The organism is Pseudomonas sp. E141 (assembly GCF_052659885.1).
Genome location: NZ_CP084024.1, coordinates 4,798,932 through 4,813,225, shown reverse-complemented (window position 1 = coordinate 4,813,225; position 14,294 = coordinate 4,798,932). Strand labels below are relative to the sequence as shown.

Genomic DNA, 14,294 nt, shown 5'->3' with positions numbered 1-14,294 from the left:
GCCGCTTGTCCGGCCCGGTCGCTCGAAGGCCTCAGGTTTGTACGCAAAGTCGCGAAGGCACTATTCGTACAAACCCTGACCGAAAGCAGAATTTGAGTGGAGATACACCATGAGTGCAGTTCAGAGCGTCGGCCCGCAAGCATTGCCGGCACTGCAGGAACAAGTCGAGCAGATCCTTGCCGAAGCCAAGCGACAGGGCGCCAGTGCGTGTGAGGTGGCGGTCTCTCTGGAACAAGGTTTGTCGACATCGGTACGCCAGCGCGAGGTGGAGACCGTCGAATTCAATCGCGACCAGGGGTTTGGCATCACATTGTACGCCGGCCAGCGCAAGGGCTCGGCCAGCACGTCGGCCAGTGGTCCTGACGCCATTCGTGAAACCGTTGCCGCTGCGCTGGCGATCGCCCAGCACACCTCCGAGGACGAAGCTTCGGGCCTGGCCGATGCTGCGCTGATGTGCAAGGAACTGCGAGACTTCGACCTGTTCCACGCCTGGGACATCACCCCGGAACAAGCCATCGAGCAGGCGTTGCGCTGTGAAGCGGCGGCTTTCGACGCCGACCCGCGAATCAAAAACGCCGACGGCACGACCCTCAATACCCATCAGGGCTGCCGTGTATACGGTAACAGCCACGGTTTTATCGGTGGTTATGCGTCGACCCGGCACAGCCTCAGTTGCGTCATGATCGCCGAAGCCAACGGCCAGATGCAGCGCGACTACTGGTATGACGTGAACCGTCAGGGCAATCTTCTGGCAGACCCGGTGAGTATTGGCCGCAAAGCCGCGCAGCGGGCGGCCAGCCGCTTGGGTGCGCGGCCGGTGCCGACCTGTGAAGTGCCGGTGCTGTTTGCCGCCGAACTGGCCGGCGGGTTGTTTGGCAGCTTTTTGTCGGCGGTCTCCGGCGGCAATTTGTATCGCAAATCATCGTTTCTCGAAGGGGCACTCGGCCAGAAACTGTTCCCGGAGTGGATGACCATCGATGAGCGTCCGCACCTGATGCAGGCCATGGGCAGCTCCGCCTTCGACGGCGATGGCCTGGCCACCTACGCCAAGCCATTCGTGGAGAATGGCGAACTGGTTTCCTACATTCTCGGCACCTATTCAGGTCGCAAGCTTGGCATGCCCAGCACCGCCAATGCCGGTGGCGTACATAACCTGTTCGTGACCCATGGCGAAGAGGACCAGGCAGCCTTGCTGCGTCGCATGGGCCGTGGCCTGCTGGTGACGGAACTGATGGGGCATGGCCTGAACATGGTCACCGGGGACTATTCTCGCGGCGCGGCGGGGTTCTGGGTCGAGAACGGCGAGATTCAGTTTGCCGTCCAGGAAGTCACCATCGCCGGTAACATGCGCGATATGTTCAAGCAGATCCTGGCGGTGGGTAACGACCTGGAACTGCGCAGCAACATCCGCACCGGCTCGGTGTTGATCGAGCGAATGACGGTGGCGGGTAGCTGACCTTCAGCGCAGTAAAAAAGGCGCGTCATCCAAGTGGATGACGCGCCTTTTTTGTGTGTTCGCAAACCCCTGTGGCTGCTTCAGAGCTTAAGGCTATTCGCCTTCATCGAAGTAGTTGTTGATCAGCCCCACCAACGCATCCAGCGCCTCCTGCTCCTGTTCACCTTCGGTTCGCAGATGGATTTTGGTGCCTTGGCCGGCTGCCAGCATCATCATGGCCATGATGCTTTTGCCATTGATCATTTTCTCGGGGTCACGGCCCACGAGTATCTCGCAAGGAAACTGACCTGCCACACCGACGAACTTGGCTGACGCGCGGGCATGCAAGCCCAGCTTGTTGATGATTTCAATTTCCAGAGCGGGCATCGCGATGTGAATCCTTTAGCTGAGGTCGCGGTGGCGAACCTGGACGTTCTTCAGGGACTGTTGCAGGAGCTGACCCAATCGTTCGGTCAGGTAGACGGAGCGGTGATGGCCACCGGTACAGCCAATGGCAATCGTGACGTAGGCGCGGTTGCTTGCGGCAAAGCGCGGCAGCCATTTGAGCAGGTAGCTGGAGATGTCCTGGTACATTTCCTCGACATCCGGCTGGGCGGCCAGGTAGTCGATCACCGGCTGGTCGAGCCCCGATTGTTCGCGCAGCTCCGGTTTCCAATAAGGATTGGGCAGGCAGCGCACATCGAACACCAGGTCGGCGTCTACCGGCATTCCGCGCTTGAAACCGAACGACTCCACCAGAAATGCCGTGCCTGGCTCCGGCTGGTTCAGCAGACGCAACTTGATGGTGTCGCGCAGTTGATACAGGTTCAGGTGGGTGGTATTGACCTTCAGGTCCGCCAGGTCGGCGATCGGCCCCAGCAACTGGCTCTCGTCATGAATGGCTTCGGCCAGGGAGCGGCTTGCGTTGCTCAGGGGATGACGCCGACGGGTTTCGGAGAAACGCTTGAGCAGCGTCTCCTCATCGGCATCCAGATACAGCACATCGCACTGGATGTGCCGATTGCGCACTTCCGCGAGCAGCTCCGGGAACCGCGACAGGTGGCTCGGCAGATTACGTGCATCGATGGAGACCGCCACCAGCGGTTGCGCCAGTTCGGTATGGATCAGGGCGCGCTCGGCCAGTTCCGGCAGCAGGCCGGCCGGCAGGTTGTCGATGCAGTAGTAGCCGCTGTCCTCAAGCACGTTAAGCGCCGTGCTTTTACCGGAGCCGGAGCGTCCGCTGACAATGATCATGCGCATGTTTAATGACCGTTCTGCTCGTCCAGGACAACCTGATACAAGGCTTCGTTGCTCGGCGCGCTGCGCAATTTCTCGCGCACTTCCTTGCGGTCCAGCATGCTGGCGATCTGGCGCAGCAGCTCAAGGTGCGCATCGGTCGCCGCTTCCGGTACCAGCAGTACAAACAGCAGGTCGACCGGTGCGCCGTCGATGGCGTCGAAATCTATGGGTGCTTCAAGGTGCAGCAGCGCACTGATCGGCGCTGTACAGGCCTTGAGGCGGCAATGGGGAATGGCGATACCGTTGCCAAAGCCGGTGGAGCCCAGTTTTTCACGGGCAAACAGGGCCTCGAAGACATCCTGCATTTCCAGATCCGGTACCTCTCGGTGGATCAGGTTGGCAATTTGTTCGAGGGCTTTCTTTTTACTGCCACCCGGCACGTTCACCTGGGAACGGCCGGGGGTCAGGATGGATTCTAGTCGGATCATGGATTAGGGGGGTTAACGACCGGTCGCGCCCTGGAGGAGGCTCTGGGTCTTTTCCTTATGCTTTTTGAGTTGGCGATCCAGCTTGTCGGTCAGCAGGTCAATCGCGGCATACATGTCTTCATGCGCAGCATTGGCAACCACTTCTCCGCCGGGGATATGCAACGTGGCTTCGATTTTCTGCAGCAGCTTCTCGACGTTCATCGTGACTTGCACGTTGGTGATCTTGTCGAAATGCCTCTCCAATCGTTCGAGTTTTTCGCCGATGTATTCGCGAAGAGGTTCGGTCACTTCCAGTTGGTGTCCACTGATGTTGACTTGCATACAGCTTCTCCTTCGTTGCCAGTGCATAAAGCGGCAGGCAGAAATGCCTGCCACTGGAACGCTGTGGCGTGGCCTGTTACATCAACCGCTTGCGTTCGCTCGAAGGTGCGATCCCGAGGGATTCACGGTATTTGGCGACGGTACGGCGGGCCACCTGAATGCCTTGTGCCTCCAGTAAACCAGCGATCTTGCTGTCACTCAACGGCTTTTTCTGATTTTCCGCGGCCACCAGTTTTTTGATGATCGCGCGGATGGCTGTGGACGAGCATTCACCGCCTTCGGAGGTGCTGACGTGGCTGGAGAAAAAGTATTTCAGTTCATATATGCCCCGGGGGGTATGCATGAATTTCTGGGTGGTCACCCGCGAAATCGTCGACTCGTGCATGCCCACTGCCTCGGCAATGTCGTGCAGGACCAACGGCTTCATGGCTTCGTCGCCGTACTCCAGGAAGCCGCGCTGATGCTCGACGATCTGGGTGGCTACTTTCATCAGGGTTTCGTTGCGGCTTTGCAGGCTCTTGATGAACCAGCGCGCTTCCTGCAACTGGTTGCGCATGAAGGTGTTGTCGGCGCTGGTGTCCGCGCGCTTTACGAAACCGGCGTACTGGGCGTTCACCCGCAGCTTGGGCACCGATTCCTGGTTCAGTTCCACCAGCCAGCGGTCGTTGTGCTTGCGCACGATCACGTCGGGAACCACGTATTCGGGTTCGGTGGACTCGATCTGTGAACCTGGGCGCGGGTTGAGGCTCTGGACCAGCTCGATCACCTGGCGCAGTTCATCTTCCTTGAGCTTCATGCGACGCATCAACTGGCTGTAGTCGCGACCGCCCAGCAAGTCGATGTAATCGGTGACCAGTCGCTTGGCTTCGGCCAGCCAAGGCGTCTTGGCGGGTAACTGACGCAGTTGCAACAGCAGACACTCGCCCAGGTTGCGAGCACCGATGCCGGCGGGTTCGAACTGCTGGATGCGGTGCAGGACGGCTTCGATTTCGTCCAGCTCAATGTCCAGCTCGGGGTCAAAGGCCTCGAGGATTTCTTCAAGCGTCTCGTCCAGGTAGCCCTGATTGTTGATGCAGTCGATCAGCGTCACGGCAATCAGACGATCGGTATCGGACATCGGCGCCAGGTTCAGTTGCCACAGCAAGTGGCTCTGCAGGCTTTCGCCGGTGGAGGTGCGGGTAGTGAAGTCCCACTCGTCGTCATCGCTGCTGGGCAGGCTGCTGGCGCTGGTCTGGTAGACGTCTTCCCAGGCAGTATCCACGGGCAGATCGTTGGGGATGCGTTCATTCCATTCGCCATCCTCAAGGTTATCCACCGTCGGGGCGGTTTCCTGATAGGACGGTTCCGGGATTTCGGTGTTGGTCTTTTGCTCGACGTTATCGGCCAGCGGATCGGTGTTGTCGAAGTCGTCGCCTTCTTCCTGGCGTTCGAGCATCGGATTGGACTCCAGGGCCTCCTGGATTTCCTGTTGCAGGTCCAGGGTCGACAATTGGAGCAGGCGGATGGCCTGTTGCAGCTGCGGTGTCATCGTCAGCTGCTGGCCCATTCTCAAGACTAGCGATGGTTTCATGGCTGGGGCTTAACACCTTATTCGCCGGCGCACATGCGCCATCCACTACAGGGCGCCGAAGCGCCAAACTTAAGCAAATTATATGCCTGAAACTGAAGTGTTTGCCTAGGGCGTCACGTAATAAAATTAGCGACGCCGAGGTGATTGACCAGACACTTTTCGCTTACAGGCGGAACTCATGGCCCAAATACACTTCCTTGACCAGTTCATTGGCCAGGATGGTCGCGGAGTCGCCTTCGGCAATCAACTGGCCATCATTGACGATATAGGCGGTTTCACAGATATCCAGCGTCTCGCGAACGTTGTGGTCGGTGATCAATACGCCGATGCCCTTGGCCTTGAGATGGTGGATGATCTGCTTGATGTCGCCGACCGAAATCGGATCCACGCCAGCGAATGGTTCGTCCAGCAGGATGAATTTCGGTGCGGTGGCCAGGGCGCGAGCGATTTCCACGCGGCGCCGTTCGCCACCGGACAGGCTCATGCCCAGGTTGTCGCGGATGTGGCTGATGTGGAATTCCTGCAGCAGGCTTTCCAGTTCCTGGCGGCGACCGGCTTTGTCGAGTTCCTTGCGGGTCTCGAGGATCGCCATGATGTTGTCGGCAACCGACAGTTTGCGGAAGATCGACGCTTCTTGCGGCAGATAGCCGATACCGGCCTTCGCCCGGCCATGCATCGGCTGGTGGCTGACGTCCAGGTCGTCGATCAGGACGCGGCCTTGATCGGCCTGAACCAGGCCGACGATCATGTAGAAGCAGGTGGTCTTGCCCGCGCCGTTGGGGCCGAGCAGGCCGACGATCTGGCCGCTGTCGATGGACAGGCTGACATCACGCACGACTTGGCGGCTCTTGTAGCTCTTGGCCAGGTGCTGAGCTTTCAGAGTTGCCATTACTGGGCCTTCTGCTCGTCGGTTTTCTTTTTCGGCTGGATGACCATGTCGATCCGTGGACGCTGCTCGGTGACCTTGCTGCCAGTGGCGCGACCGGCGCTGGCCAGCTTTTTGTTCGTGTCGTAGACGATTTTCTCGCCCTGGGTGGTGTTGCCGTCCTTGTCGATGACCTTGGCGCGATCGATCAGCACCACGCGGTCTTTGGCGGCGTGGTACTGAATGGTTACCCCGTAGCCTTGAACCGGCTTGGTGTCGCCCGCGGTTTGCATCTGCTCGAAGTAGGCCAGGTTGCCCACCGAGGTGACGACGTCGATGTCGCCGGACTGGGTGCGGGTGATGGTCACGGTGTTGCCGGTGACCTTCATCGAACCCTGGGTGATGATCACGTCACCTTTATAGGTGGCTACACCGTTCTTGTCGTCCAGTTGGGCGTCGTCGGCCTGGATGCGGATAGGCTGGTCGCGGTCGGTGGGGAGGGCCCAGGCGCTCGCGCTTCCCAGTGCTGCGCCCAGACTGAGCAAAATAGGGAGGGTTTTAGCGAGCTTCATACTGTCCTCTTACGTTCGATAGCAGGTGTATCCTGCTTTCCTTCAAATACGCTTTCATTCCCGTGCCGGTCGACACACCACCGGCGCCGTCGATTCTAACGGGTTGCTCGGTCTGCGCATATTCTCGCTGCGGGAAGACTGTCATACGACTGCTGGTAATGATGGTCGTACGGTTCTTCTCATCGGTCCGGGCGATGCGTACCGAATCAATCAGTTCCACTTCGGTGCCGTCGGGATTGACCTCGGCGCGTTCGCTCTGCACGTGCCACGGAAACTCGGTGCCCCTGAACATGTTCAGGTCTGGCTTGGTGACCAGTGTGATTTCGCTGGCCTTGACGTGGTCGACTTTGTCGGACGTCATTTCATACTGCACTTTGCCATCGGGCAGGTATTGCAGGGTATGCGTGTTGGTCGCATACCAGTCGATATCATTTTCCTGGACCTTGACCGCAGGGCGGTCGAGGAAGCGTTCCGGGCTGATGTTCCAATACCCGACCGCCGCGAAAATCGCTGCGATGCAGCCGAACACCACGATGGTGCGAATTTTCTTGCTTAGCATAAATGACTCACAGATACGCGGCGTTGGCCGCCTCGAGGCGGCCTTGGGCGCGAAGGATCAGTTCACAGAATTCACGGGCGGCCCCTTCGCCGCCTCGCGCCGTGGTGATGCCGTGGGCGTGCTCGCGCACGAAGCCGGCCGCGTTTGCCACCGCCATGCCCAGGCCGACCCGACGAATCACCGGCAGGTCCGGCAGGTCGTCACCGAGGTAGGCGACCTGTTCATAGCTTAGGTTGAGTTGCCCCAGAAGCTCGTCCAGCACCACCAGTTTATCTTCACGTCCCTGATAAAGGTGGGGGATGCCGAGGTTCTTCGCGCGCCGCTCGACCACCGGGGTCTTGCGGCCACTGATGATGGCGGTCTGCACGCCAGCGGCCATCAGCATCTTGATGCCTTGGCCGTCGAGGGTGTTGAAGGTCTTGAATTCGCTGCCGTCTTCGAGGAAATAAAGGCGGCCGTCGGTCAGGACGCCGTCCACGTCGAACACGGCCAGTTTGATCGCTTTGCCACGTTGCAGCAGGTCTGTGTTCATTTACATGACTCCCGCACGCAGCAAGTCGTGCATGTTCAGGGCGCCCACCGGGCGGTCTTCGTCGTCGACCACCACCAGGGCGCTGATCTTATGGTCTTCCATGATTTTCAAGGCCTCGGCGGCGAGCATCTCGGCGCGGGCCGTTTTGCCGTGGGGGGTCATGACCTGCTCGATGGTCGCACTGTGAATGTCGATCGAGTGGTCCAGGGTGCGACGCAGGTCGCCGTCGGTGAAGATCCCGGCGAGTTTGCCGTCAGTTTCGAGAATGACCGTCATGCCCAGACCCTTGCGGGTCATTTCCATGAGTGCATCCTTGAGCAGCGTGCCGCGTGGCACCTGTGGCAGCTCCTGACCTGCGTGCATCACGTTTTCCACTTTCAACAGCAGGCGACGGCCCAGGGCGCCGCCGGGGTGGGAGAACGCGAAGTCTTCAGCGGTAAACCCCCTGGCTTCCAGCAACGCCACGGCCAGGGCATCACCCATGACCAGGGTGGCGGTGGTAGAAGAGGTCGGCGCCAGGTTCAACGGGCAGGCTTCGTGCTCGACATGAACATTGAGATTGACCTCGGCGGCTTTGGCCAGGGGCGAATCCGGATTGCCAGTGACACTGATCAGTTGGATCCCCAGGCGCTTGATCAGCGGCAGCAGGGTGATGATCTCATTGGTCGAACCAGAGTTGGACAGGGCCAGGATGATGTCTTCCCGGGTGATCATGCCCATGTCACCGTGGCTGGCTTCGGCCGGATGGACAAAAAATGCCGGAGTGCCGGTGCTGGCCAGGGTGGCGGCGATCTTGTTGCCGATGTGTCCGGATTTTCCCATGCCGACCACGACCACCCGACCCTTGCTGGCCAGAATCATCTCGCAGGCACGTACGAAATCAGCGTCGATATGGGGCAGCAAGCCTTGTACGGCTTCGAGCTCGAGGCGGATGGTACGTTGTGCCGATTGAATCAGGTCGCTGGTTTGGTTCATGTCAGAGATCGCATGGCTCGATGAAAAGGCGGCGATTATAGCGGCAATGAACAATTCCCTCACGTTAGTTCGTCATGCTTTGTTCGAGCGATTCACATGGCTTGATACAAAGTCTCTTCTTTTAGCGGTATCCGGACTGAACGGGCGCGGGCTTGGGCCTTGGGCGCTTGGGTGTTGCAGTGATATAGTTCGCCGCCGGTTCGGGTGCCCGGCAGTCCGGCGTTTGTCGGTTGCCCAGGGCATTCGGATGTGAGGCTGCATCGCAAGGAGTTTAGATGAGTGCCGACAACGCCTACGCGGTCGAGCTGAAGGGATTGTCCTTCAAGCGAGGGGCGCGCAGCATTTTCAATGACATCGATATCCGCATTCCCCGTGGCAAGGTCACCGGCATCATGGGGCCTTCCGGGTGCGGCAAGACCACGCTGTTGCGGCTGATGGGTGCACAGTTGCGCCCCAGTGCCGGCGAAGTCTGGGTCAATGGGCAGAATCTTCCAAAGCTGTCGCGCAGCGATCTGTTCGATGCGCGCAAGCACATGGGCGTGCTGTTCCAGAGCGGCGCCCTGTTCACCGATCTCGACGTGTTCGAGAATGTGGCGTTCCCCTTGCGGGTCCATACCGACCTGCCTGAAGAGATGATTCGCGACATCGTCCTGCTCAAATTGCAGGCGGTCGGGCTGCGGGGTGCCCTGGACTTGATGCCGGACGAACTGTCCGGTGGCATGAAGCGCCGCGTCGCCCTGGCCCGGGCGATTGCCCTTGATCCGAAGATCCTCATGTATGACGAACCCTTCGTCGGCCAGGACCCGATCGCCATGGGCGTGCTGGTGCGCCTGATCCGTCTGCTCAACGATGCGCTGGGTATTACCAGTATTGTGGTGTCCCACGACCTGGCCGAAACCGCGAGCATTGCGGACTACATCTACGTGATCGGCGATGGCCAGGTGCTGGGGCAGGGTACGCCCCAGGAATTGAAGGCCTCGGACAGCCCGCGCATTCGTCAATTCATGAAGGGTGATCCGGACGGGCCTGTGGCGTTCCATTTTCCGGCCACGGATTACCGCACCGATCTGCTGGGGAAGCGCTGATGCGCAAGAAATCACTGATAGAAAGAGTTCGCCTGTTTGGTCGTTCCGGCATCGATGTGGTGGCAGTGCTGGGCCGTTCCTCGCTGTTTCTGATGCATGCCCTGCTGGGGCGCAACACGACGGGTGGCGGGTTTGGGCTGCTGGTGAAGCAACTGCACTCGGTGGGCGTGATGTCCCTGGTGATCATCGTGGTCTCCGGGATCTTCATCGGTATGGTCCTGGCGCTGCAGGGGTTCAACATCTTGTCCAGCTACGGTTCGGAGCAGGCGGTTGGACAGATGGTCGCGCTGACATTGTTGCGTGAGCTGGGACCTGTGGTGACCGCGCTGCTGTTTGCCGGGCGTGCCGGTTCGGCGCTGACGGCCGAAATCGGTAACATGAAGTCCACCGAACAATTGTCCAGTCTGGAAATGATCGGTGTCGACCCGCTCAAGTACATCATTGCCCCGCGCCTGTGGGCCGGTTTCATTTCCCTGCCGGTGCTGGCGATCATTTTCAGCGTCGTGGGGATCTGGGGCGGCTCGTGGGTGGCTGTAGACTGGCTGGGGGTCTATGAAGGTTCCTACTGGTCCAACATGCAGAACAGTGTCGATTTTCTCGACGACGTGCTCAACGGCGTTATCAAAAGTGCCGTATTCGCTTTCGTGGTGACCTGGATCGCCGTGTTTCAAGGCTATGACTGTGAGCCCACGTCAGAGGGGATCAGCCGTGCCACAACCAAGACCGTGGTGTACGCCTCGCTGGCGGTCCTGGGCCTTGACTTTATTCTGACCGCCTTGATGTTTGGAGATTTCTGATGCAAAACCGCACCCTGGAAATCGGTGTCGGCCTTTTCTTGCTGGCTGGCATCCTGGCTTTGCTGTTGTTGGCCCTGCGGGTCAGTGGCCTGGCGCCGACCGCAAGCACCGACACTTATAAACTTTATGCTTATTTTGACAATATCGCCGGTTTGACGGTCAGAGCCAAAGTGACCATGGCTGGTGTAACCATCGGCAAGGTCACGGCAATCGATCTGGACCGCGACAGTTTCACTGGCCGGGTGACGCTGCAGCTGGAAAAGCGCGTGGATAACCTGCCGACTGACTCCACTGCATCGATCCTCACTGCTGGGCTGCTGGGCGAGAAATACATCGGCATCAGCGTTGGCGGTGAAGAAGCTTTGCTCAAGGATGGCGGGACCATCCACGATACGCAGTCGTCACTGGTGCTTGAGGACCTGATCGGTAAATTCCTGCTCAATACCGTTAGCAAAGACGCCAAATGAGGAGCTTTTGAATGATCTCTATCTTGCGACGTAGCCTGTTGGTGCTGCTCGCGGCGCTGCCGCTGATGGCCAACGCCGTGGCCGCGCCTTCGGCCCATGAAATCATCCAGGACACTACCACCCGGTTGCTGGCAGACCTGGCCGCCAACAAAGAGAAATACAAGCAGGATCCGGGGGCGTTCTACGACGCGCTGAACGGCATCGTCGGCCCCGTGGTGGATGCCGACGGTATTTCCCGAAGCATCATGACCGTCAAGTACTCGCGCAAGGCGACCCCGGCGCAGATGACGCGCTTCCAGGAAAACTTCAAGCGCAGCCTGATGCAGTTCTACGGCAACGCCTTGCTCGAATACAACAACCAGGGCATCACCGTTTCGCCGGCCAAGGACGAAAGCGGCAACCGCACCAGCGTCGATATGCAGGTCAAGGGCAATAACGGCGCGATCTACCCTGTGTCCTACACGCTCGAGAAAATCAACGGCGAGTGGAAGGTGCGTAACGTGATCATCAATGGCATCAACATCGGCAAGCTGTTCCGCGATCAGTTCGCTGATGCGATGCAGCAAAACGGCAATGATCTGGACAAAACCATCGACGGTTGGGCCGGTGAAGTGGCCAAGGCCAAGGAAGTTGCCCAGGATGCTCAAGAGAAGCAGGCGCAATGAGTGAGTTGGCGAGTGAGTCGGCCGTTCGTTTGGGCGAATCTGGCGAGCTGTTGCTCAGTGGCGTGCTGGACTATCGCACTGGCCCGGTCTTGCGCAAGCAGGGCCAGGCGCTGATCGGCTCTGCCGGCGCCGCAGAGCTGGTCATTGACTGCTCGGCGGTGCAGAAGTCCAGCAGTGTCGGCCTGTCCCTGCTGCTGTGCTTCATGCGTGACGCCAAAGCTGCCGGAAAAACCTGGAGCATCCGTGGGATGCCCGAAGACATGCGCGAAATAGCCCAGGTCAGCGAACTGACCGAGCTGTTGGTGCACTCCTGACCCACATCCCTGAAAAAGCCCCCCGTCAGAGTCCTGCTTCGCGGGGTTCGCAGGCGCGGGGCTTTTTTGTATGATGTGCGACCCGTGCGCACAGGGCGCCGATAGAGGTTGAGCATGCAGGCCGTAGAAGTGAAGAGCTTCCTTGAAGGAAAGCTGCCCGAAACTGTCATTGAAGTTGAGGGCGAAGGCTGCAACTTTCAGCTGAACGTGATCAGCGATGAACTGGCGGCGTTGAGCCCGGTGAAGCGTCAGCAGCAGATCTATGCCCATTTGAACCCGTGGATCGCCGATGGCAGCATCCATGCGGTCACTATGAAATTTTTCAGCCGCGCGGCCTGGGCCGAGCGCACCTGAGCCCAAGGGCGTCGAGATTCTTATGGATAAACTGATTATTACCGGCGGCGTTCGTCTTGATGGCGAAATCCGCATTTCCGGGGCAAAGAACTCCGCCCTGCCGATCCTGGCCGCGACGTTGCTGTGCGATGGCCCGGTGACCGTGGCGAACCTGCCGCACCTGCACGACATCACCACCATGATCGAGCTGTTCGGTCGCATGGGCATTGAACCGGTGATCGACGAAAAGCTCAGCGTCGAGATCGACCCGCGCACCATCAAGACCCTGATCGCCCCGTACGAACTGGTGAAGACCATGCGTGCGTCGATCCTGGTACTGGGACCGATGGTCGCCCGTTTCGGTGAAGCCGAAGTTGCCTTGCCGGGTGGTTGCGCCATCGGCTCGCGTCCGGTGGACCTGCATATCCGCGGCCTGGAAGCCATGGGTGCGGTGATCGACGTCGAGGGTGGCTACATCAAGGCCAAGGCGCCTGAAGGCGGCCTGCGTGGCGCTCACTTCTTCTTCGATACCGTCAGTGTGACCGGTACCGAGAACATCATGATGGCGGCCGCACTGGCCCGCGGCCGCAGCGTTTTGCAAAACGCCGCCCGTGAGCCTGAAGTGGTGGACCTCGCCAACTTCCTGATCGCCATGGGCGCCAAGATCAGCGGCGCCGGCACCGATACCATCACCATCGATGGTGTTGAGCGCCTGCATTCGGCCACTTACAAAGTGATGCCGGACCGGATCGAAACCGGCACCTACCTGGTGGCTGCTGCTGTCACCGGTGGCCGCGTCAAGGTCAAGGACACCGATCCGACCATTCTTGAAGCCGTCCTGGAGAAACTCAAGGAAGCCGGTGCCGAAGTCACCTGCGGCGAAGACTGGATCGAAGTGAACATGCACGGCAAGCGGCCTAAAGCCGTCAACGTGCGGACCGCCCCGTACCCGGCGTTCCCGACCGACATGCAGGCGCAGTTCATCTCCCTCAACGCCATTGCCGAAGGCACCGGTGCGGTGATCGAGACGATCTTCGAAAACCGTTTCATGCACGTCTACGAACTGCACCGCATGGGCGCCAAGATCCAGGTCGAAGGCAACACCGCCATCGTGACCGGTACCGAGAAACTCAAGGGCGCGCCAGTGATGGCCACCGACCTGCGGGCTTCGGCCAGCTTGGTGATTTCGGCTCTGGTTGCCGAAGGCGACACCCTGATCGACCGTATCTACCACATCGACCGTGGTTACGAGTGCATCGAAGAGAAACTGCAGATGCTCGGCGCCAAGATCCGTCGCGTACCGGGCTAGGTCCGGCTGCATGGGCGCAGGGACGCGCCTGTTGATTTCGTTTCAGGTCGAGGGTGGTAACACCCTCGATGTGTGTCCGGCGCCGCTTGCGACCGGGCATGAGTACCTTGATAAGGACTGACGTTTCCCATGTTGACCATTGCACTGTCCAAGGGCCGCATCCTTGATGACACCTTGCCGCTTCTGGCTGAAGCGGGCATCGTGCCGACCGAGAATCCGGACAAGAGCCGCAAGCTGATCATTCCCACGACTCAAGCCGATGTGCGCTTGCTGATCGTGCGCGCCACCGATGTTCCGACTTACGTTGAACATGGTGCCGCCGACCTGGGCGTTGCCGGTAAGGACGTGCTGATGGAGTACGGCGGCCAGGGCCTGTACGAGCCCCTGGACCTGCGGATCGCCCGCTGCAAGCTGATGACCGCCGGCAAAGTCGGTGCGCCAGAGCCCAAGGGCCGTTTGCGGGTGGCGACCAAGTTCGTCAACATTGCCAAGCGTTATTACGCCGAGCAGGGCCGTCAGGTCGATATCATCAAGTTGTACGGTTCGATGGAGCTGGCGCCGCTGATCGGCCTGGCGGACAAGATCATCGATGTGGTCGACACCGGCAACACCCTGCGGGCCAATGGCCTGGAGCCCCAGGATTTCATTGCCGACATCACCTCCCGGCTGATCGTCAACAAGGCTTCGATGAAAATGCAGCACGCCCGTATCCAGGCTCTGATCGATACCCTGCGCAAGGCAGTGGAATCGCGACACCGCGGCTGATTC

At 59.6% G+C, this 14,294-nt stretch carries 19 protein-coding genes; 9 read left to right on the top strand and 10 right to left on the bottom strand.

Annotated elements, in window-relative coordinates; translation table 11 throughout:
- The first annotated feature begins 109 nt into the window (after window positions 1-109).
- Window positions 110-1,456, top strand: coding sequence for a metalloprotease PmbA (gene pmbA / locus GKKCFE_RS21545; RefSeq protein ID WP_445577064.1), 1,347 nt, complete (start codon window positions 110-112; stop codon window positions 1,454-1,456).
- Between the two features lie 93 nt (window positions 1,457-1,549).
- Here the strand turns inward: pmbA and GKKCFE_RS21540 are convergent, their stop codons facing one another.
- The 10 genes from GKKCFE_RS21540 to GKKCFE_RS21495 all read right to left on the bottom strand — a co-directional run bounded on the left by GKKCFE_RS21540 (window position 1,550) and on the right by GKKCFE_RS21495 (window position 8,556).
- Entirely contained in the window at window positions 1,550-1,822 is a 273-nt protein-coding gene (locus GKKCFE_RS21540; RefSeq protein ID WP_047228672.1) for an HPr family phosphocarrier protein, read from the bottom strand.
- A gap of 15 nt (window positions 1,823-1,837) precedes the next feature.
- Window positions 1,838-2,695, bottom strand: a complete 858-nt coding sequence (rapZ, locus tag GKKCFE_RS21535; RefSeq protein WP_047228671.1) for an RNase adapter RapZ — start codon at window positions 2,693-2,695, stop codon at window positions 1,838-1,840.
- Window positions 2,696-2,697: 2 nt separating this feature from the next.
- Window positions 2,698-3,162 carry a PTS IIA-like nitrogen regulatory protein PtsN gene (gene ptsN, locus GKKCFE_RS21530; protein WP_047228670.1) on the bottom strand — a complete coding sequence of 155 codons (465 nt, stop codon included), beginning with the start codon at window positions 3,160-3,162 and terminating at the stop codon, window positions 2,698-2,700.
- 12 nt (window positions 3,163-3,174) lie between these two features.
- Window positions 3,175-3,483, bottom strand: coding sequence for a ribosome hibernation-promoting factor, HPF/YfiA family (gene hpf, locus GKKCFE_RS21525; protein ID WP_047228669.1), 309 nt, complete (start codon window positions 3,481-3,483; stop codon window positions 3,175-3,177).
- 76 nt (window positions 3,484-3,559) lie between these two features.
- Window positions 3,560-5,053: an RNA polymerase factor sigma-54 gene (locus GKKCFE_RS21520; RefSeq protein ID WP_047228668.1), complete on the bottom strand. Its 1,494-nt coding sequence runs from the start codon at window positions 5,051-5,053 to the stop codon at window positions 3,560-3,562.
- Between the two features lie 163 nt (window positions 5,054-5,216).
- Entirely contained in the window at window positions 5,217-5,942 is a 726-nt protein-coding gene (gene lptB / locus GKKCFE_RS21515) for an LPS export ABC transporter ATP-binding protein (RefSeq protein ID WP_047228667.1), read from the bottom strand.
- A complete protein-coding gene (gene lptA, locus GKKCFE_RS21510; RefSeq protein WP_047228666.1) occupies window positions 5,942-6,490 on the bottom strand; it encodes a lipopolysaccharide transport periplasmic protein LptA in 549 nt (182 codons plus the stop codon). The genes lptB and lptA overlap by 1 nt, the downstream gene beginning before the upstream one ends.
- Window positions 6,477-7,049 (bottom strand): LPS export ABC transporter periplasmic protein LptC, encoded by a 573-nt coding sequence (gene lptC, locus GKKCFE_RS21505; RefSeq protein WP_047228665.1) that lies wholly within the window; start codon window positions 7,047-7,049, stop codon window positions 6,477-6,479. The genes lptA and lptC overlap by 14 nt, the downstream gene beginning before the upstream one ends.
- 7 nt (window positions 7,050-7,056) lie before the next feature.
- The gene (locus GKKCFE_RS21500; RefSeq protein WP_047228664.1) at window positions 7,057-7,581 is read right to left on the bottom strand and encodes a KdsC family phosphatase; all 525 of its coding nucleotides are present in this window, start codon (window positions 7,579-7,581) and stop codon (window positions 7,057-7,059) included.
- The gene (locus GKKCFE_RS21495; protein ID WP_047228663.1) at window positions 7,582-8,556 is read right to left on the bottom strand and encodes a KpsF/GutQ family sugar-phosphate isomerase; all 975 of its coding nucleotides are present in this window, start codon (window positions 8,554-8,556) and stop codon (window positions 7,582-7,584) included.
- 275 nt (window positions 8,557-8,831) lie between these two features.
- Here GKKCFE_RS21495 and GKKCFE_RS21490 point away from each other — a divergent pair, with 275 nt between their 5' ends.
- The 8 genes from GKKCFE_RS21490 to hisG all read left to right on the top strand — a co-directional run bounded on the left by GKKCFE_RS21490 (window position 8,832) and on the right by hisG (window position 14,291).
- The gene (locus GKKCFE_RS21490) at window positions 8,832-9,641 is read left to right on the top strand and encodes an ATP-binding cassette domain-containing protein (protein WP_047228662.1); all 810 of its coding nucleotides are present in this window, start codon (window positions 8,832-8,834) and stop codon (window positions 9,639-9,641) included.
- Window positions 9,641-10,438: a lipid asymmetry maintenance ABC transporter permease subunit MlaE gene (gene mlaE / locus GKKCFE_RS21485; protein ID WP_047228661.1), complete on the top strand. Its 798-nt coding sequence runs from the start codon at window positions 9,641-9,643 to the stop codon at window positions 10,436-10,438. The genes GKKCFE_RS21490 and mlaE overlap by 1 nt, the downstream gene beginning before the upstream one ends.
- The gene (mlaD, locus tag GKKCFE_RS21480) at window positions 10,438-10,905 is read left to right on the top strand and encodes an outer membrane lipid asymmetry maintenance protein MlaD (protein WP_047228660.1); all 468 of its coding nucleotides are present in this window, start codon (window positions 10,438-10,440) and stop codon (window positions 10,903-10,905) included. Before mlaE ends, mlaD begins: the two co-directional genes overlap by 1 nt.
- An 11-nt stretch (window positions 10,906-10,916) precedes the next feature.
- Window positions 10,917-11,570 (top strand): MlaC/ttg2D family ABC transporter substrate-binding protein, encoded by a 654-nt coding sequence (locus tag GKKCFE_RS21475; RefSeq protein WP_047228659.1) that lies wholly within the window; start codon window positions 10,917-10,919, stop codon window positions 11,568-11,570.
- Complete coding sequence (locus tag GKKCFE_RS21470) at window positions 11,567-11,884, top strand: STAS domain-containing protein (RefSeq protein WP_047228658.1); 318 nt, start codon at window positions 11,567-11,569, stop codon at window positions 11,882-11,884. Before GKKCFE_RS21475 ends, GKKCFE_RS21470 begins: the two co-directional genes overlap by 4 nt.
- 114 nt (window positions 11,885-11,998) lie before the next feature.
- Window positions 11,999-12,238: a BolA family protein gene (locus tag GKKCFE_RS21465; RefSeq protein ID WP_047228657.1), complete on the top strand. Its 240-nt coding sequence runs from the start codon at window positions 11,999-12,001 to the stop codon at window positions 12,236-12,238.
- 22 nt (window positions 12,239-12,260) lie between these two features.
- Complete coding sequence (murA, locus tag GKKCFE_RS21460; RefSeq protein WP_092394064.1) at window positions 12,261-13,526, top strand: UDP-N-acetylglucosamine 1-carboxyvinyltransferase; 1,266 nt, start codon at window positions 12,261-12,263, stop codon at window positions 13,524-13,526.
- A gap of 129 nt (window positions 13,527-13,655) precedes the next feature.
- Complete coding sequence (hisG, locus tag GKKCFE_RS21455) at window positions 13,656-14,291, top strand: ATP phosphoribosyltransferase (RefSeq protein WP_047228656.1); 636 nt, start codon at window positions 13,656-13,658, stop codon at window positions 14,289-14,291.
- The last annotated feature ends 3 nt before the right edge of the window (window positions 14,292-14,294 follow it).